This is a genomic window from Bradyrhizobium sp. BRP56 (assembly GCF_020194035.1).
Lineage (GTDB): Bacteria > Pseudomonadota > Alphaproteobacteria > Rhizobiales > Xanthobacteraceae > Bradyrhizobium > Bradyrhizobium australafricanum.
Genome location: NZ_JADYVV010000011.1, coordinates 1 through 13538, shown reverse-complemented (window position 1 = coordinate 13538; position 13538 = coordinate 1). Strand labels below are relative to the sequence as shown.

General features: G+C 64.0%; 15 protein-coding genes and 2 tRNA genes. 10 read left to right on the top strand and 7 right to left on the bottom strand.

Going from position 1 to position 13538, the window contains the following annotated elements:
* The first annotated feature begins 17 nt into the window (after positions 1–17).
* Positions 18–103 (top strand) — tRNA-Tyr (locus I6F38_RS10155).
* 309 nt (positions 104–412) lie between these two features.
* The gene (locus tag I6F38_RS10150) at positions 413–1648 is read left to right on the top strand and encodes a glycosyltransferase family 87 protein (protein ID WP_346657105.1); all 1236 of its coding nucleotides are present in this window, start codon (positions 413–415) and stop codon (positions 1646–1648) included.
* A 36-nt stretch (positions 1649–1684) separates the two neighbouring features.
* Here the strand turns inward: I6F38_RS10150 and I6F38_RS10145 are convergent, their stop codons facing one another.
* Both I6F38_RS10145 and I6F38_RS10140 read right to left on the bottom strand, forming a co-directional pair.
* Positions 1685–2545, bottom strand: coding sequence for a sterol desaturase family protein (locus I6F38_RS10145; RefSeq protein WP_225160200.1), 861 nt, complete (start codon positions 2543–2545; stop codon positions 1685–1687).
* Between the two features lie 166 nt (positions 2546–2711).
* Positions 2712–3638 carry a LysR family transcriptional regulator gene (locus I6F38_RS10140; protein WP_346657104.1) on the bottom strand — a complete coding sequence of 309 codons (927 nt, stop codon included), beginning with the start codon at positions 3636–3638 and terminating at the stop codon, positions 2712–2714.
* 118 nt (positions 3639–3756) lie between these two features.
* On the opposite strand from I6F38_RS10140, the gene I6F38_RS10135 reads away from it, so the two are divergent.
* The 3 genes from I6F38_RS10135 to I6F38_RS10125 all read left to right on the top strand — a co-directional run bounded on the left by I6F38_RS10135 (position 3757) and on the right by I6F38_RS10125 (position 7845).
* Positions 3757–5112 (top strand): MFS transporter, encoded by a 1356-nt coding sequence (locus I6F38_RS10135; RefSeq protein ID WP_225160198.1) that lies wholly within the window; start codon positions 3757–3759, stop codon positions 5110–5112.
* Between the two features lie 22 nt (positions 5113–5134).
* Complete coding sequence (locus I6F38_RS10130; RefSeq protein WP_225160197.1) at positions 5135–6379, top strand: amidohydrolase family protein; 1245 nt, start codon at positions 5135–5137, stop codon at positions 6377–6379.
* A 275-nt stretch (positions 6380–6654) separates the two neighbouring features.
* Positions 6655–7845: an adenylate/guanylate cyclase domain-containing protein gene (locus tag I6F38_RS10125; RefSeq protein ID WP_225160196.1), complete on the top strand. Its 1191-nt coding sequence runs from the start codon at positions 6655–6657 to the stop codon at positions 7843–7845.
* A gap of 77 nt (positions 7846–7922) precedes the next feature.
* Here I6F38_RS10125 and I6F38_RS10120 read toward each other — a convergent pair whose 3' ends face one another.
* From I6F38_RS10120 to I6F38_RS10110, 3 genes are all read right to left on the bottom strand, one after another.
* Positions 7923–8123 (bottom strand): hypothetical protein, encoded by a 201-nt coding sequence (locus I6F38_RS10120; protein ID WP_225160195.1) that lies wholly within the window; start codon positions 8121–8123, stop codon positions 7923–7925.
* A gap of 338 nt (positions 8124–8461) precedes the next feature.
* Positions 8462–8599 carry a hypothetical protein gene (locus tag I6F38_RS10115; RefSeq protein WP_225160194.1) on the bottom strand — a complete coding sequence of 46 codons (138 nt, stop codon included), beginning with the start codon at positions 8597–8599 and terminating at the stop codon, positions 8462–8464.
* 263 nt (positions 8600–8862) lie between these two features.
* Positions 8863–9258, bottom strand: coding sequence for an NUDIX hydrolase (locus tag I6F38_RS10110; RefSeq protein WP_225160193.1), 396 nt, complete (start codon positions 9256–9258; stop codon positions 8863–8865).
* Between the two features lie 340 nt (positions 9259–9598).
* Here I6F38_RS10110 and I6F38_RS10105 point away from each other — a divergent pair, with 340 nt between their 5' ends.
* Entirely contained in the window at positions 9599–9895 is a 297-nt protein-coding gene (locus tag I6F38_RS10105; RefSeq protein WP_225160297.1) for a hypothetical protein, read from the top strand.
* 63 nt (positions 9896–9958) lie between these two features.
* The gene (locus I6F38_RS10100; RefSeq protein ID WP_016843397.1) at positions 9959–10186 is read left to right on the top strand and encodes a hypothetical protein; all 228 of its coding nucleotides are present in this window, start codon (positions 9959–9961) and stop codon (positions 10184–10186) included.
* Positions 10187–10275: 89 nt separating this feature from the next.
* Here I6F38_RS10100 and I6F38_RS10095 read toward each other — a convergent pair whose 3' ends face one another.
* Positions 10276–10506 carry a hypothetical protein gene (locus I6F38_RS10095; protein ID WP_225160192.1) on the bottom strand — a complete coding sequence of 77 codons (231 nt, stop codon included), beginning with the start codon at positions 10504–10506 and terminating at the stop codon, positions 10276–10278.
* A gap of 345 nt (positions 10507–10851) precedes the next feature.
* Here I6F38_RS10095 and I6F38_RS10090 point away from each other — a divergent pair, with 345 nt between their 5' ends.
* Complete coding sequence (locus I6F38_RS10090) at positions 10852–11649, top strand: lytic murein transglycosylase (protein ID WP_038383190.1); 798 nt, start codon at positions 10852–10854, stop codon at positions 11647–11649.
* Between the two features lie 72 nt (positions 11650–11721).
* The gene (locus I6F38_RS10085) at positions 11722–12144 is read left to right on the top strand and encodes a hypothetical protein (protein ID WP_018272222.1); all 423 of its coding nucleotides are present in this window, start codon (positions 11722–11724) and stop codon (positions 12142–12144) included.
* Positions 12145–12218: 74 nt separating this feature from the next.
* On the opposite strand, the gene I6F38_RS10080 is transcribed toward I6F38_RS10085, so the two are convergent.
* The gene (locus I6F38_RS10080) at positions 12219–12605 is read right to left on the bottom strand and encodes a YciI family protein (protein ID WP_028335390.1); all 387 of its coding nucleotides are present in this window, start codon (positions 12603–12605) and stop codon (positions 12219–12221) included.
* A 494-nt stretch (positions 12606–13099) separates the two neighbouring features.
* On the opposite strand from I6F38_RS10080, the gene I6F38_RS10075 reads away from it, so the two are divergent.
* Positions 13100–13173 (top strand) — tRNA-Gly (locus tag I6F38_RS10075).
* Positions 13174–13538 lie beyond the last annotated feature (365 nt).

Genomic DNA, 13538 nt, shown 5'->3' with positions numbered 1-13538 from the left:
GTCTGATGCTGTTGGACGGGGGAGTGTCCCGAGTGGCAAAGGGAGCTGACTGTAAATCAGCCGCCTCATGGCTTCGCAGGTTCGAGTCCTGCCTCCCCCACCACGCTTCGCCCTGACGGGCTACGCGTGGCGCAGCCACGCAGGGGCCCGTCAGGGCGAAGCGTGTCCGGCGTAGCTTGAGCGCCAGCGAAAGCGTAGACGGACTGACATTTTCGACCCACGGCTCGGCAAGCCCAGAAAGCTCCGTCGCAGCGACGTGAGCGAAGCTAGGCCACAGCCCGCTCGTCCATACGATACCCGCTTCTTCACCCTATCCGCGCAAACAGCTCCAGCTGCCGCCGGCGTTCCGTTGCTCGGCCCGAGAGTGCAATGGTAGATTGCGCCATTTCATGATTGAGCCGTTTCAGAGGATATGAAGAAAATTTTGCACTGGGACGCTTCTGCAGGAGATGACCCGGCGCTGATGGTTGCCTGCGTCATCTTGCTTGGCGTCTCGATCCTGGTTTCGATACCGGCATTTTTCGGTGGTGGCGGCCAGGCCGGAATCGATTTTTCATGTTTCTGGGGCGCGGGCGCGATGGCGCTCGAAGGCCATGCGGCGGCGGCCTATGATTGGGAGCAGCTGCATCAGCAACTTGTTCTCCGGCTGCAATCCCTCAATCACGCTCCGTATCCTTACGATCAGGTACCGGTTCCGTTCTTTTATCCGCCGGTGTTTTTCCTGGTTGTGGCGCCGCTGGCGCTGCTGCCGTTTCCGATCGCGTTCTGGGTCTGGAGCGCGGCAAAGCTGTCTTGCTGGCTGCTTGTCGTTCATGCCATCCGGCCACGCTCCGCCGCGCTGCTGCTGGCACTCGCTGCTCCGCCCGTATTCTACGACTTCATTTCCGGCCAAAGCGCGCTGCTCGCCGCATCGCTGCTCGGCGGCATCCTGCTGACATTGGACAGGCGTCCGCTTCTCAGTGGAATCCTGATCGCGCTGCTCATCTTCAAACCTCAATATGGCGTGCTGCTTCCCTTCGTGCTGATCGCCACCGGGCGTTGGCGCGTCGTCATCACCGCCGCCCTGGCGATTCCGGTCCTCCTGCTGCTCGCCGGGCTGATCTTCGGTTGGGATACCTTCGATGGATTCCGCGCCGCCGCCACCTTCGCCACGACGCAATTCCACCTCAGTGGCGCGCTGCCATGGTACAAACTGCAGAGTGTCTACGGGCTCTTGAGAGACGCCGGCCTTGGCTACGGTTCGGCGATGGTGGTCCACGTCGCCATCGCATCGGTGGTTGCGATTGGGGTGCTGATCCTGTGGCGCGGCCATGTCAGCTTCGCCGTAAAGGCCGCAAGCCTGCTGGCGGCAACGCCGCTGATTTCCCCTTACTTCGCGATCTACGATATGCCGGTCCTGGTGGTCGCGCTGGTGTTTCTCATGAACGCCACCGCGGGCCACCTCGCGTCGCGTTCGGGTCGAAGCGCCTTCCGGATCGCTGTCAGCGTCGTCTTCGTATTGGGATACGCTTTCCCGTTCGTGCGCACGCCTCTCGGCCCCATGATGTGCGCAACCGTGATCGCGCTGATCTGGATGAGATACCGGCAAGAGGCCGGCGAAACGGCTACAGGCGAAGGGTTGCAAAAATCTGCGACGGTCGGAGGCTAGTGTTCCGATCGCGAACAGTCGCGAAGATCATTAGGATCAGCCGTCCTGGTGCGCCGGCGGCGTTGCCGTGCCGGGCACAGCCTCCGCGCCAACCGGATGCCTGGTGCCCGACGAATCGTCGCGCTTGAGCATCGAGGCCCAGGCGAAAAATGGATAGGCCAAAAGCGCCAGGTATCTCGTGGGCATCGGATGATCGACGCCGAATGCCGTTGGCTTCTGCCCTTCCGGAAGATAGAGGCTGCCGAACAGCACATCGTAGAACGAGAACAGCCCGGCGTAATTCTTGTCCCTGGCTTCCCGCTCGCTGCTGTGGTGCCAGTGATGAAACTCCGGCGATACCAGGATGTGGCGCAGCGGGCCGTAGCCCAGGCGCACGTTGGCGTGCGCGAGCCAGGACTGCCAGTAGTAGATCGCAAGATAGGTCCCGATCGCCTCAACGGAGAAACCGAGCGCAAACAGCGGAAACAGCGAACCAACCTTCATGAAGGTCACGTCAAGCGGGTGCTGGTGGATCGCGGCGAGCCAGTCCAGCTCTTCGACGGCGTGATGGACGGCATGGATGCGCCACATGGCGGGCACGACATGCAGGATGCGGTGGGTCCAGTAGATGCCGAGGTCCCCGATCACGATCGCGATCGGCGCCTGAGCCCAATACGGGAGATCGCTGACCGCCTGCTTGACTGCCGAGGGCAGGATCGATTGATTGACTAGCGTCGCCAGTGCGATGATCGCGGTCACGCCGATGAACACCAGCCAGCCGTTGAGGAACAGGAAGGCCATATCGGTCGAAAGACCACGCCTGAAGATCTTCTGCTGCCTCGCTGCAAAGAGTTGCTCGAACGGCACGAAGATCAAGGGCGCCAGCAAAAGCTGATATTGTTCCAATAACTCGCGCATTCAAATGGCCACGTGAAATGGCGACAGCCTACCACCTCGGTCCCCGATGGCGTCAATCGGAAACAAAACCCGGGTTGTGGGAGCGTTAATCAGCATCCCCGTGCCGCTACGGGGGTCACGGGTGTCCGGGAGCCGGGCTAATCCGCATGCGCCAATCCCACCCCCTTCACTCCATCCTTGCGAACATCTCCACCAGCGTCTCGCGCAGCCAGCGTTGCGCGGGAACGGTGTCGTTGCGCTGGTGCCAGAACAGGCTGACGATGCGCGGCGGCGCCGGCAGCGGCACCGGCATGGCGTGCAGATGGGGCGCGTGGCGGGACTGGGCGCTGAGATCGCGCGGCAGCACGGCGATCAGGTCGGACTGGCGCACGATCTCGTAGGCGGCATTGTAGTGGTTGACGGTCGCGACCAGATTGCGCGACAGCCCGCGCGAGGCGAGAAACTGGTCGTAGGTCGGCAGCGTCTTGCCGGCGAGGCTGACATCGACATGCTTGGCGGCAAGGAAGCTCCGGGTGTTGAGCCGCTTCTGCCTGGCCAGCGGATGGTCCCGCCGCATCATGCAGGCATATTCGACGGTCCACAGCGAGCGGGAGCGGATCACGGCCGGCGGCTGCTGCGCCTCGTTGACATAGACGCTCAGCACGCAATCGACCCGGTTGTCCTCGAGCCGATCGCCGATCTCCAGGATGGTGTTGGGCACGGTGTGGATGCGCGCGGACGGCGCCACGTCACCGAAGCGGTTGAGCAGCCGCGGCATCACCAGCGAGGCTACGTAGTCGGACATCGACAGGATGAATTCGGCCTGGGTCTGTCGCGGATCGAAAGCGTCCTCATCGAGCGCGTGGCGAACATGTTCGAGGGCATCGCCAATCGGCTGCCACAGCGCCACGGCGCGCTGCGTCGGGCGGATCCCGCTCGCGGTGCGCACGAACAGGGGATCGTCCAGCGCGTCGCGCAGCCGCGCGAGCGCGTTGCTGACCGCGGGCTGCGTCATCGTCAGCGCGCTGGCGGCGCGCGTGACGCTGCCCTCGGTCATCAGCGCCTCGAAGACTTTCAGGAGGTTGAGGTCGAGCGTGCGGAAGGACACGAGCAATATTCACGGGGGTGATGTGCCAGATAACGATTATAAATTATTCGGATAATATTGGTTTGTCTATCATTCCCCGGCTGACCCTGTGGCGCGTGCCGCTGCGGGGCGAGGGGGGACTTTCATGTCGATGATCTCGGCGCGCATCGAGCGCCTGCCGTTCGCGCGGTTCCATGTGCACCTGCTGCTGATGGGCGGCCTCGGCTATCTCTTTGACGCGATGGATGCCGCGGTGCTGGCGTTCATCCTGCCGGTGCTGCGCACCGCCTGGGGGCTGACCAATGTCGAGACCGGCCTGCTCGGCAGCAGCACCTTCGTCGGCTATCTGTTCGGCGCGCTGCTCGCGGGGACGCTAGGTGACCTGATCGGCCGCCGCGCGGTGATGATGTCGGCGCTCGCGCTCTACAGCGCGGCCTCGCTGGTCAGCGCAGCGGTGGATAGCTGGCCGGCGTTCTTTGCCGCGCGCGTCGTCGCCGGTATGGGCACCGGCGCGGAGAGCGCGATCATCGCGCCGTACCTCGCGGAGTTCGTGGCGCGGCGTTACCGCGGCGCCTTCACCGGCGCGCTGGCGGGCTTCTTCTCGTTCGGCTTCGTCGCCGCCGCCTTGCTCGGCTATTTCATCGTGCCCGCCTACGAGAACGGCTGGCGCATCGTGCTGGTCATCACGGCCGTGCCTGTCGTGATGCTGCTGTGGTGGCGCCGGTCGCTGCCGGAATCGCCGCGCTGGCTGGAAAGCCGCGGCAGGGCGAAGGAGGCCGAAGCGGTGCTCGACAGGATCGAGGCCGGCTTCGCGCGCGAGGGCCGCGCGCTGCCGCCTGCCGTCGCCGAGCCGGCCGCGCCAGTCGCCTCGTCGGGAACGCTATTGAGCAATTTTGCCGCGCTGCTCGCCGGCCGGCAGGCGCGCATCACCACCATGACTTGGATCATGTGGCTGTCGATCACCTTCAGCTACTATTCCTTCTTCGTCTGGATTCCCGGCCTCTTGGTGCAGAACGGCATGAGCATCACCAAGAGTTTTGGCTATTCGCTCGCGATGTATTGCGCGCAGGTACCGGGCTATTTCACCGCCGCCTTTTTCAATGAGCGGATCGGACGGCAGGCGACGATTGCGACCTATATGCTGCTCGGCGGCGTCAGCGCGCTCGGGCTCGCCTTTGCCAAGAGCGATGCGGAGATCATGACGGCCGGCCTGCTGCTGTCGTTCTTCATGAACGGCACCTATGCGGGCGTCTATGCCTACACGGCCGAAGTGTTTCCGACATCGATCCGGACCACGGGTGCCGGGCTCGCATCTGCGATCGGCCGGATCGGTGCGATCGCGGCTCCCATCCTGGTCGGCTACCTCTATCCGAATTTCGGCTTTGCCGGCGTGTTCGGCGTCACCACGTCGGTCCTCCTGATTGGCGCGCTGACCGTCGTGCTGATGGGCGTGCCGACGCGCGGCCGCTCGCTGGAAGACATCGCAAGCGAAGCCGCGTGATCGCGGCGCTTGGGAGACCATCATGGCTACGACCCTCTTCAAGAATGCCGCGCTGCTCGATCCCCTGCGCTCCGATCTGCTCGAAGGACACCACGTGCTGGTCGAGGACCGCTTGATCAAGGAGGTGTCGGACCGGCCGATCGAGGCTTCCGCCGATCGGGTCGTCGACCTCAAGGGCAAGACCCTGATGCCCGGCCTGATCGACCTGCATGTGCATGCGGTCGCGGTCGAGCTCGATCTGTCGCAGCAGGCGCGGATGGCGAACGTGCTGGTGACGCTGCGCTCGACCATGCTGCTGCGTGGCATGCTGAAGCGCGGCTTCACCACCGTCCGCGATGCCGGCGGCGCCGGCTACGCGCTGAAGCAGGCGATCGACACCGGCCTGACCGACGGTCCACGGCTGTTCGTCTCCGGCCGCGCGCTGAGCCCGACCGGCGGGCATGGCGACGGGCGCGCCCGCTCCGACTATCTGGCCGATCCGACCTGCTCCTGCTGCGTGCGGGTCGGCGCGATTGCGCGCGTCGTCGACGGCGTCGATGCGGTGCGCAAGGCGGTGCGCGAGGAGCTGCAGATGGGCGCCGACCAGATCAAGATCATGGCGTCCGGCGGCGTCGCGTCGCCGACCGATCCGATCGGCGCCTACGGCTATTCCGAGGACGAGATCCGCGCCATCGTCGCGGAGGCGAGAGCGCGGCACACCTATGTGCTGGCGCATGCCTACACGGCGGAGGCGATCGAGCGGGCAATACGCTGCGGCGTGCGCACCATCGAGCACGGCAATCTGGTCGACCTTCCGACCGCGCGGTTGATGGCCGAGCAGGGCGCCTATGTGGTGCCGACCCTGGTCACCTACGAGGCGCTGGCCAATGAGGGCGCGAAGTACGGCCTGCCTGCGGCGAGCGTCGCCAAGATCGCCGACGTTCGCGACGCCGGCCTGCGCTCGCTCGCGATCTACCGCGAGGCCGGCGTGAAAATGGGGTTCGGCACCGACCTGCTCGGGCCGTCGCAGCGGCTGCAGAGCGAGGAATTCCGGATCCGCGCCGAACTGCTCGGACCGCAGGCGGTGATCGCCAGCGCGACCATCGTCGGCGCCGAGGTGCTCGGCATGGAAGACAAGCTCGGCCGCATCGCGCCGGGGGCCTTCGCCGACCTGCTGGTAGTCGAGGGCAACCCGCTGCGCGACGTGAGTTGTCTACTCGGCCAGGGCGAGCACATCCCGCTGGTGATGAAGGTCGGCAAGGCTGAGGTCGATCGGCTGGGCGGGTAGGCTGAATCGATACGATTTCTGAATAATGGAAGAGTACCGCTGATTTGCCCGACGAGTCAAGCTGCCGTGTCCGCCGGCTACTTTGCATGGGGTTGTTTTCGATATTTTGGCAGTGCGTCCGTCTTCACCACACCATGCGCAGTGCAGGACAGGGCGGGGATACAGAGCCTTGACCACCGGCGCGCCCGATCACGTTACCGCTGGTGGCGTTGACGTTGCCGGGCAGAAGCACGACATATCGCGTGCCGATCCCACCCGCCGCTCCGGAGCAAGCCATGAACACCCCCAACATCGAGTCCGTCACGCCGCAGTCTGGCGGCGACGTGGTGGCCTGGCTGACCAACGAGACCCGCGACGAGCGCTTCATCGACAATATCTTCGCCGAGCTGTGCATCCGGTTGCAGCAAACGGGTATTCCGCTCAAGCGGGCGACGATGAATCTGCTGATCCAGCATCCGCAATGGCTCGGCGCCCGGATCATCTGGGGCGACGGCAAGCGCGAGGCCGAGATCACGCGTGTCGACTACGAGGTCAGGGAGCGCTCGGAATATATCGGCAGCCCGGTCTACGAAATCCACCAGGGCGCCGGCGAAGTGCGCGAGCGGCTCGAACGGGCGCCTGGCCGCACGCATGCGCTCTTTGACGAGATGCGCGCGCAAGGCCTGACCGACTATGTGGCGTGGCCGCTGCTGCATACGCTCGGCAAGCGGCATGTCGTGACCTTCGCGACCGACCGGTCCGGCGGTTTCGATAACGCTGATATCGCCGAGCTGCGCAAGGTGCTGCCGGTGCTGGCGCTGGTCAGCGAAATCCGGATGAAGAACCGCCTGGCGCGGACGCTGCTCGAGACCTATGTCGGCACCCATGCTGGCGAGATGATCCTGGCGGGTGCGACGCGGCGCGGCAGCGGCACCACGGTCCGCGCCGCGATCATGATCTGCGACCTCAGGGACTTCACCCGGATCTCGGACTCCTGGCCGCGCGACGATGTCATCGATCTCCTCAACGACTATTTCGACGCGATGTCGGAGCCGATTGCGCGGCACGGCGGGGAAATCCTGAAATTCATCGGCGATGGTCTGCTTGCGATTTTCCCGCTCAGCGATCCCAGGGCCTGCGCCAACCTGCTGCACGCGGTGTCCGAGGCGCGGCAGGCGATGGCGGCGCTGAGCGAAAAGAACAGCATGATGGGCCGGGCGCCGATGAATTACGGCATCGGCGTCCATGTCGGCGACGTCATGTACGGCAACATCGGATCGCGCAGCCGGCTCGACTTCACGGTGATCGGCCCCGCGGTGAACATGGCCTCGCGGCTCGAGGCTCTGACCAAGCAGTTGGGACGAAACGTGCTGCTGTCGCGCGCCTTCGCCGATCTGGTCTCGCACGATTTCGCGCTCGAGCATGTCGGCGAGCATTCGGTGCGCGGTTTCAGCGAGCCGATCGAGCTGTTTGCCTATCGGGGCTGAGGCTCGATTGGCCAAAGCAGCGTGACGTGCGGCGCACGTACCGGCTGAGACGGTCCAATGTCCAAAGGCTCCTGCCGTTAAGGAGATTGGCCGGACAGGTTTACTCTCGGTGCGCGCAGTAATTGCTGCTCGGCATAGTTGGCCAGACGATCGTACTCCTCGGCGATCTTCAGAAGATTCGCACGTGAGTTTTGGTATCTGAACAACTCCGCCTTGGCACGTGTCTTAGCGGCTCGATCCCGCCAATAGGTGGCGTTGGTCATGACGTTCTCGACCATGGTGCTTCCCCCTTTCTCAGGGATTGCCCATAGACCAACGTCGCCGCGACAAGTCCGCTCCCCGAGGAACCCGGAACTGGCGTTCACGCATGAAGAGTCACTGAAACATTCCGTTTGTTCCAGACGAAATTTATTCAAGCTGGATTCACGCGTGTTGTTTTCCGGAACGCCGGATAGCGTGAATCTTCGAATGCTGGGCAGGCTTTTTCATTAAGGAAATTTTTCAAGGCCCAGAGGGTCCGCCTGATTATCGGCACCGGCGGTTCGCCGTGAGCATGGGAATAGGACGGCCCCGGCAACGCGAGATGCCGGGGCCGTTTTCCCTTGGTGCCGGGAATTCAGATCGAGGTGATCTTCTGCGCCGGCGCAGCGCGCTCGACGAAGCCCTTGGCGAGGGCGTGATAGACGCCTTCCTTGCAGATCAGGCGCGAGCCCGCATTTCGGGCAAATCTCGGTCTTCGGTTCCATGACTCCACGCAACGATTAAACAAACTTACGTCGCGTCAAATTGCAGGTCGGCGAGCGCAGATAGATAACGTGCGTTGTCGCCCAGCTAAAAAGCCAGGCCCGCCGTCCAGGAACCGACGCGGCGTAGCATGATTGTCAGAGGTTCGGTGCTGTCCCTGCCGGCAGCGCCCGGACGATCAAGGTAAACTCGCGGCCCCAGCTTGTACCCCCTCGCTGGGGCCGTTTCTTTGGGATGGAAGCGCGGCGCTTTCAAGCAGCGATGACCCCGCCGCTATCTCCGGCGGCGCTGCTTTCTCGGAAACAGCCGGTCGCGGATGTAGCGCGAGGTCGGTGTCAGGCGAAGGCCCCGCGGCTTCTGCCAGGCGGCGCGGTCGATCTCCTTCTTGTCGCCGATCGCCAGTCGGCCCTTGGCGTTCTTGGCGATGAAGATCGCGTCGCTCATCCTGCGGCCGGAACGCTTGTTCCTGGCCGTCACTTCCTTCCACAGGCTAAGCCTGCCGAGCTTGAGCTTCGGCAGCTCCTCCCTGATTTCGCGCTTGAGGCAATCCTTCCCGGTCTCGCGCGCGCGCCTGCGCCCGCCTGGGAACATCCACAGCCCGTCAGATCGGCGTCTAACCAGAAGAACTTTGCCGCGCTTCGCGGCTACCAGCTTGGAGGACTTGGGCATTGGAGTACTTGGGCATTTGCTGCGCAATGATCGAAATAGAATCGACCCATTTTAACTTGTCTATTTGTGTAGACAAGTTCGATGCTACATTGTTCCACAGTCGTATGTCGGCTGTTTGTCTTTGACGGCTGCGATCCTCGCTGCGCGCGATCGGCCGTGGCTTCCTTGATCTCGCTTGATGTCCGGTACCTCACGTTGAATTCATGAAAGCTGTTACGGCCGGTGACTGCAACTCACGCGGTTACGTCGTGATAACGATACCCATGACGGACGGCCTTCACGCTTGACTCGATGTTCTTGTTTTGTTCTAATTGCCCTCCACCGGGAATTGGAGGACGCCATGGACAACCGCATAAGCGAAATTCGCAGGCAGATCAGGGCGCTGCGCGTCAGCATGCTCGAGGCCGAAGCCATCATGCGCCAGCAGATCAACCGCGATGAGGACTGCGCCTTCGTCGCCGGGGACCTCTTGAGGATGCGGCTGGTCATGAGCCGCCTGGTCGAGGAGCGGGAGGTCCTGGGCGACCGCGATCCGATCATCGTGCATGCGAGCGTTGCACCGCGCCGTCGCGCCGCGACGCCAGCCTTCATTCGCCCGGCGAAGCGAGATCTGGCCGCCGGCGAAGCGCGTGCATGACGGCGCGCCCGGGATGCGGCGGCTGCGCGCCGAGCTGCAAGACGTGATGTGCCGGAGGAAAAGATGAGAGAGCCGCTTCGGTATTTCCACGACAGCGATGACCACGCGCCTTGGATCAAGGCGCTGGCCGAGGTCCGGCACATGGCGACGCGGGAAGGCTGGTGCTTTCACCACGTGCAGGCGATCATCGTGGCGATCGACCAGTATGCCGAGGCCGCGCTCGGCAACCGCGAGTTCTTCCTCAACCGGCCGCAGACCGTCGGCCCGGTGAGGCGAGGCGACGTGCCCTAACACGCTGATCGGCAGGCACGCGTGTTCGACGTCGCGGCAGCTCGACGCGCTGTCCGCGGCGGCGAAAGGCCTTTCTCAAGACGTGCCGACTATTTCGTGTAGCCTTGACTGCTGCAGTACCACCAGGATTCGGCGGGCGATGCGCCATGCTCGATCACGTACTTCCGGCAGGCTTCGTAGCTGACCGCGTACCGCTTTCCGCACGGTACCGCAGAGATGCCGAAATTGCTGGTCGAGCATGTGGATGCGGCATGGCCCGTTGACATCGACAGGACGCCGATAAAGGGCAGGACCGCTAGAAGTGACAGGGTCTTCATCATAGCCATCGCCTCCCAAGTTGGAGGACAGCGGGGCCGCCGTCCCCGCGAAGAGGCTACTACATCAAGCGCCTTTCACCACCGGATTTCGCTGATCTCACGCGCGCTCTGCATCGTCACGCACGCCGTGTTCGTCGTCATGTCCGGCGCATGACGCCTTCCGGGCGCAGGGGCCAAATGTCCCGGCCTGCCCGAGGCGGCCGGGATGGCCAATCCGCTGCCGGCGACATATCGTGACGGTCCGCGGCCGAATCTGAGGCGGATCGTTCATCGCCGGGTCATGTCCATCCGGCCATCGTCAGCGCCGCGCCCGCGAGGGGCGGCGGCACATTTGCGGAGGAGTTTCGGATGATCAGGGGCTGGCAGGTTGCGACGTCGGCGCTCGCCATCGTCGTGATGGTTGCAACGCTGGGGGCTGAGGCGAACGCGGCGCAGTGCGGCAACGGGCCCGGCGGGTTCGAAGCCTGGAAGCAGCAGTTCTCGGGCGAGGCGAGCGCCAAGGGCATCGGCGCCACCGCGATCGCCGCGCTGATGCAGACCCATTATGCCAGTGCGACGATTGCCGCGGATCGCGGCCAGCGCAGCTTCGGCCTGTCGCTCGAGCAGTTCATGGCCAAGCGCGGATCTGCGACCATCGTGGCGCGCGGCCGATCGCTGAAGCAGTCGCAGGCGGCGCTGTTCGCCTCGATCCAGCAGCGCTATGGCGTGCCGCCGGGACCGTTGATCGCGATCTGGGGCATGGAGAGCGGTTTTGGCAGCCAGCGCGGCAACCAGAACATGCTGTCCTCGATCGCAACGCTTGCCTATGACTGCCGCCGGCCGGAGTTCTTCACCGACCAGCTCTATGCGGCGCTGAAGCTCGTCGACCGCGGCACTTTGTCCGGAAGCACGCGCGGCTCGATGCATGGCGAGATCGGCCAGACCCAGTTCATGCCGAAGAACGTCCTCGCCTACGGCACCGGCAATCTCGACGTCGCGGCCAACGCGCTGAGCTCGACGGCGAACTTCCTGCGCGCCCATGGCTGGCGCGCCGGCGCCGGCTATCAGCCCGGGGAACCCAACTTCGCCGCGATCGAGGCGTGGAACGCGGCAGGAGTCTACCAGAAGGCGATCGCCATCATGGGGCGGCAGATCGACGGCCAATGAGCGCAGGCGCGAGTTCCTTCATCGCCTGTTAACGCAACGATGCCCAGATCGTGCGCTGTGAAACGGGAGCAGATGGAAACCGGCTCCATGCTCAAGAACGGCACCTACGCGGCGTGGTTTCGAACGTCGCTTGCGGACGGCACCGGCATCGTGCATGTCGCCGATGGCAGGCTGTGGGGCAGCGATGCGGTCATGCTCTACAGCGGCACCTATGAGGTCGACGGCGAGCGCTTCTCCGCCGTGCTCACCACGCAGCGGCACTCCAGGGACGGCACGACCGTGTTCGGCACCGACGACCTCGTGGTGCGGCTCGAGGGCATCTGGACCGGCGCGATCGCGACCTGCACGGGCAGGGCGGACGCCGTGCCCGATCTCGCCTTCGAGGTGACGCTGATTCCGAGCCAGGAGGTGGCACCCGAGCCGCCGCCGGATCTGCCGCTGCCGAAGTTCGACCCGAGCAAGCTTCCGAAGCTGCCGAAACGCTCCAGCCGCTAAGGCATGATCCGGAAAAGTGCGAAGCGGTTTTCCCTCGCGACAAGCGCCAAAGCCGTTTGCGCGGGGATCACGCGCTACGCGTCGCGCGGGCCCGCGGTCTCCGGAAACGGCGCGCCGGGGATGTAGAGCTTCAGCGCGCGGATCTCGTAGACCGCCGACGGGTTGACGCTGCGCAGGTCGCGCGCCGCGGCGATCGCCTCCGCCTCATCGGCGCAATCGATCACGTAGAAGCCGAGCAATTGCTCCTTGGTTTCGGAGAACGGCCCGTCGATCACCATGCCGTGGCCGGGCCCACGCAGCGTGCTGGCGTTGCGGGTATCGCCGAGCCGCGCAGCTGGGCCGAGCTTGCCCTTCAGCCGTTGATGGACCTCGCGCAGACCCGTCATCACGGCAGCGTCCTCCTCGGCGTTCCACGATTTGACCTCGGCTTCGACGTGATAGGCCAGGATGGCATAAAGCATCTGATGTGCTCCTTATTTCTGATGCGACTGGCCCAAGGACGTCTCGCGGCGATCCGAGCCGACATTTCATCTGTAGCGGATCGGACGGTCTCTGGGTTGCGACAAGGTATCCCGCCGTCCGGCATGGCGGCGGCGAATCGCGCGGGCCAAAACAGCAAAAAAGGCGCGGCGGATGAGCTTCCGCCGCGCCCCCGATTTTGATGTCTCGCTGGTCCAGGGCTGAGAGCGCCCCGATGCCAGGCTGATTACTCAGGTCCTAGCGGGCGATCCCAGCGAGGTGACAGCGCTTGAGACAAGACACTAGATCACCTCCTTTCTTTGTTGATGGGACTTCGAATATAGGTGCCGAATCCGCCGCTGTTAAGGCCGCCCTCCGGCCCAGCCGCGCCGGGAAACCGGCCGGATTGCGGCGAAATGGTTTCGTTTACCGGAGAACAGAACGCACGCCGGGGCAGTTGAGGCCGCCGCCCGGCCGTGTTAGGTGAACCCGAGATGCGGGTGTAGCTCAATGGTAGAGCAGCAGCCTTCCAAGCTGAATACGAGGGTTCGATTCCCTTCACCCGCTCCAATAATTTCAGGTACTTATCGGAATATTTGATTTCCATTCCGACAGAAGCGCCGAATCCATTCCGACAAACGTTCACTTTCTGGCCGCCTGCTTGCGCAGCTTGATGGCTTGATCCGTGCGTGCTGCTTGGCCTCGTCGTCATGATGAAGGTCGTGCGCCATCGCTTTGGTCGTACGCATCCGACGGGCGCCGTCTTGCGTGACGCGAGGTAATTCGCGAAGCGTGTAGCCTTAAGTCTAGCTTTAAGGTCATCAGGCGATGCGGGTCGAGGTTTTGGGCGGGCTGGAGCGGCGGCGGCGCTGGTCGCAGGACGACAAGGCGCGGATTGTCGAGGAGACGTTGGTGCCGGGCGCGAAGGTGACTGA

Coding starts and splice junctions, on each gene's coding strand:
- I6F38_RS10120 (WP_225160195.1), bottom strand. CDS start 8,123: ATGGTCGAGAACGTCATGACCAACGCCACCTATTGGCGGGATCGAGCC.
- I6F38_RS10135 (WP_225160198.1), top strand. CDS start 3,757: ATGTCGATGATCTCGGCGCGCATCGAGCGCCTGCCGTTCGCGCGGTTC.
- I6F38_RS10150 (WP_346657105.1), top strand. CDS start 413: ATGAAGAAAATTTTGCACTGGGACGCTTCTGCAGGAGATGACCCGGCG.
- I6F38_RS10110 (WP_225160193.1), bottom strand. CDS start 9,258: ATGCCCAAGTCCTCCAAGCTGGTAGCCGCGAAGCGCGGCAAAGTTCTT.
- I6F38_RS10090 (WP_038383190.1), top strand. CDS start 10,852: ATGATCAGGGGCTGGCAGGTTGCGACGTCGGCGCTCGCCATCGTCGTG.
- I6F38_RS10130 (WP_225160197.1), top strand. CDS start 5,135: ATGGCTACGACCCTCTTCAAGAATGCCGCGCTGCTCGATCCCCTGCGC.
- I6F38_RS10100 (WP_016843397.1), top strand. CDS start 9,959: ATGAGAGAGCCGCTTCGGTATTTCCACGACAGCGATGACCACGCGCCT.
- I6F38_RS10145 (WP_225160200.1), bottom strand. CDS start 2,545: ATGCGCGAGTTATTGGAACAATATCAGCTTTTGCTGGCGCCCTTGATC.
- I6F38_RS10085 (WP_018272222.1), top strand. CDS start 11,722: ATGGAAACCGGCTCCATGCTCAAGAACGGCACCTACGCGGCGTGGTTT.
- I6F38_RS10095 (WP_225160192.1), bottom strand. CDS start 10,506: ATGATGAAGACCCTGTCACTTCTAGCGGTCCTGCCCTTTATCGGCGTC.
- I6F38_RS10080 (WP_028335390.1), bottom strand. CDS start 12,605: ATGCTTTATGCCATCCTGGCCTATCACGTCGAAGCCGAGGTCAAATCG.
- I6F38_RS10105 (WP_225160297.1), top strand. CDS start 9,599: ATGGACAACCGCATAAGCGAAATTCGCAGGCAGATCAGGGCGCTGCGC.
- I6F38_RS10125 (WP_225160196.1), top strand. CDS start 6,655: ATGAACACCCCCAACATCGAGTCCGTCACGCCGCAGTCTGGCGGCGAC.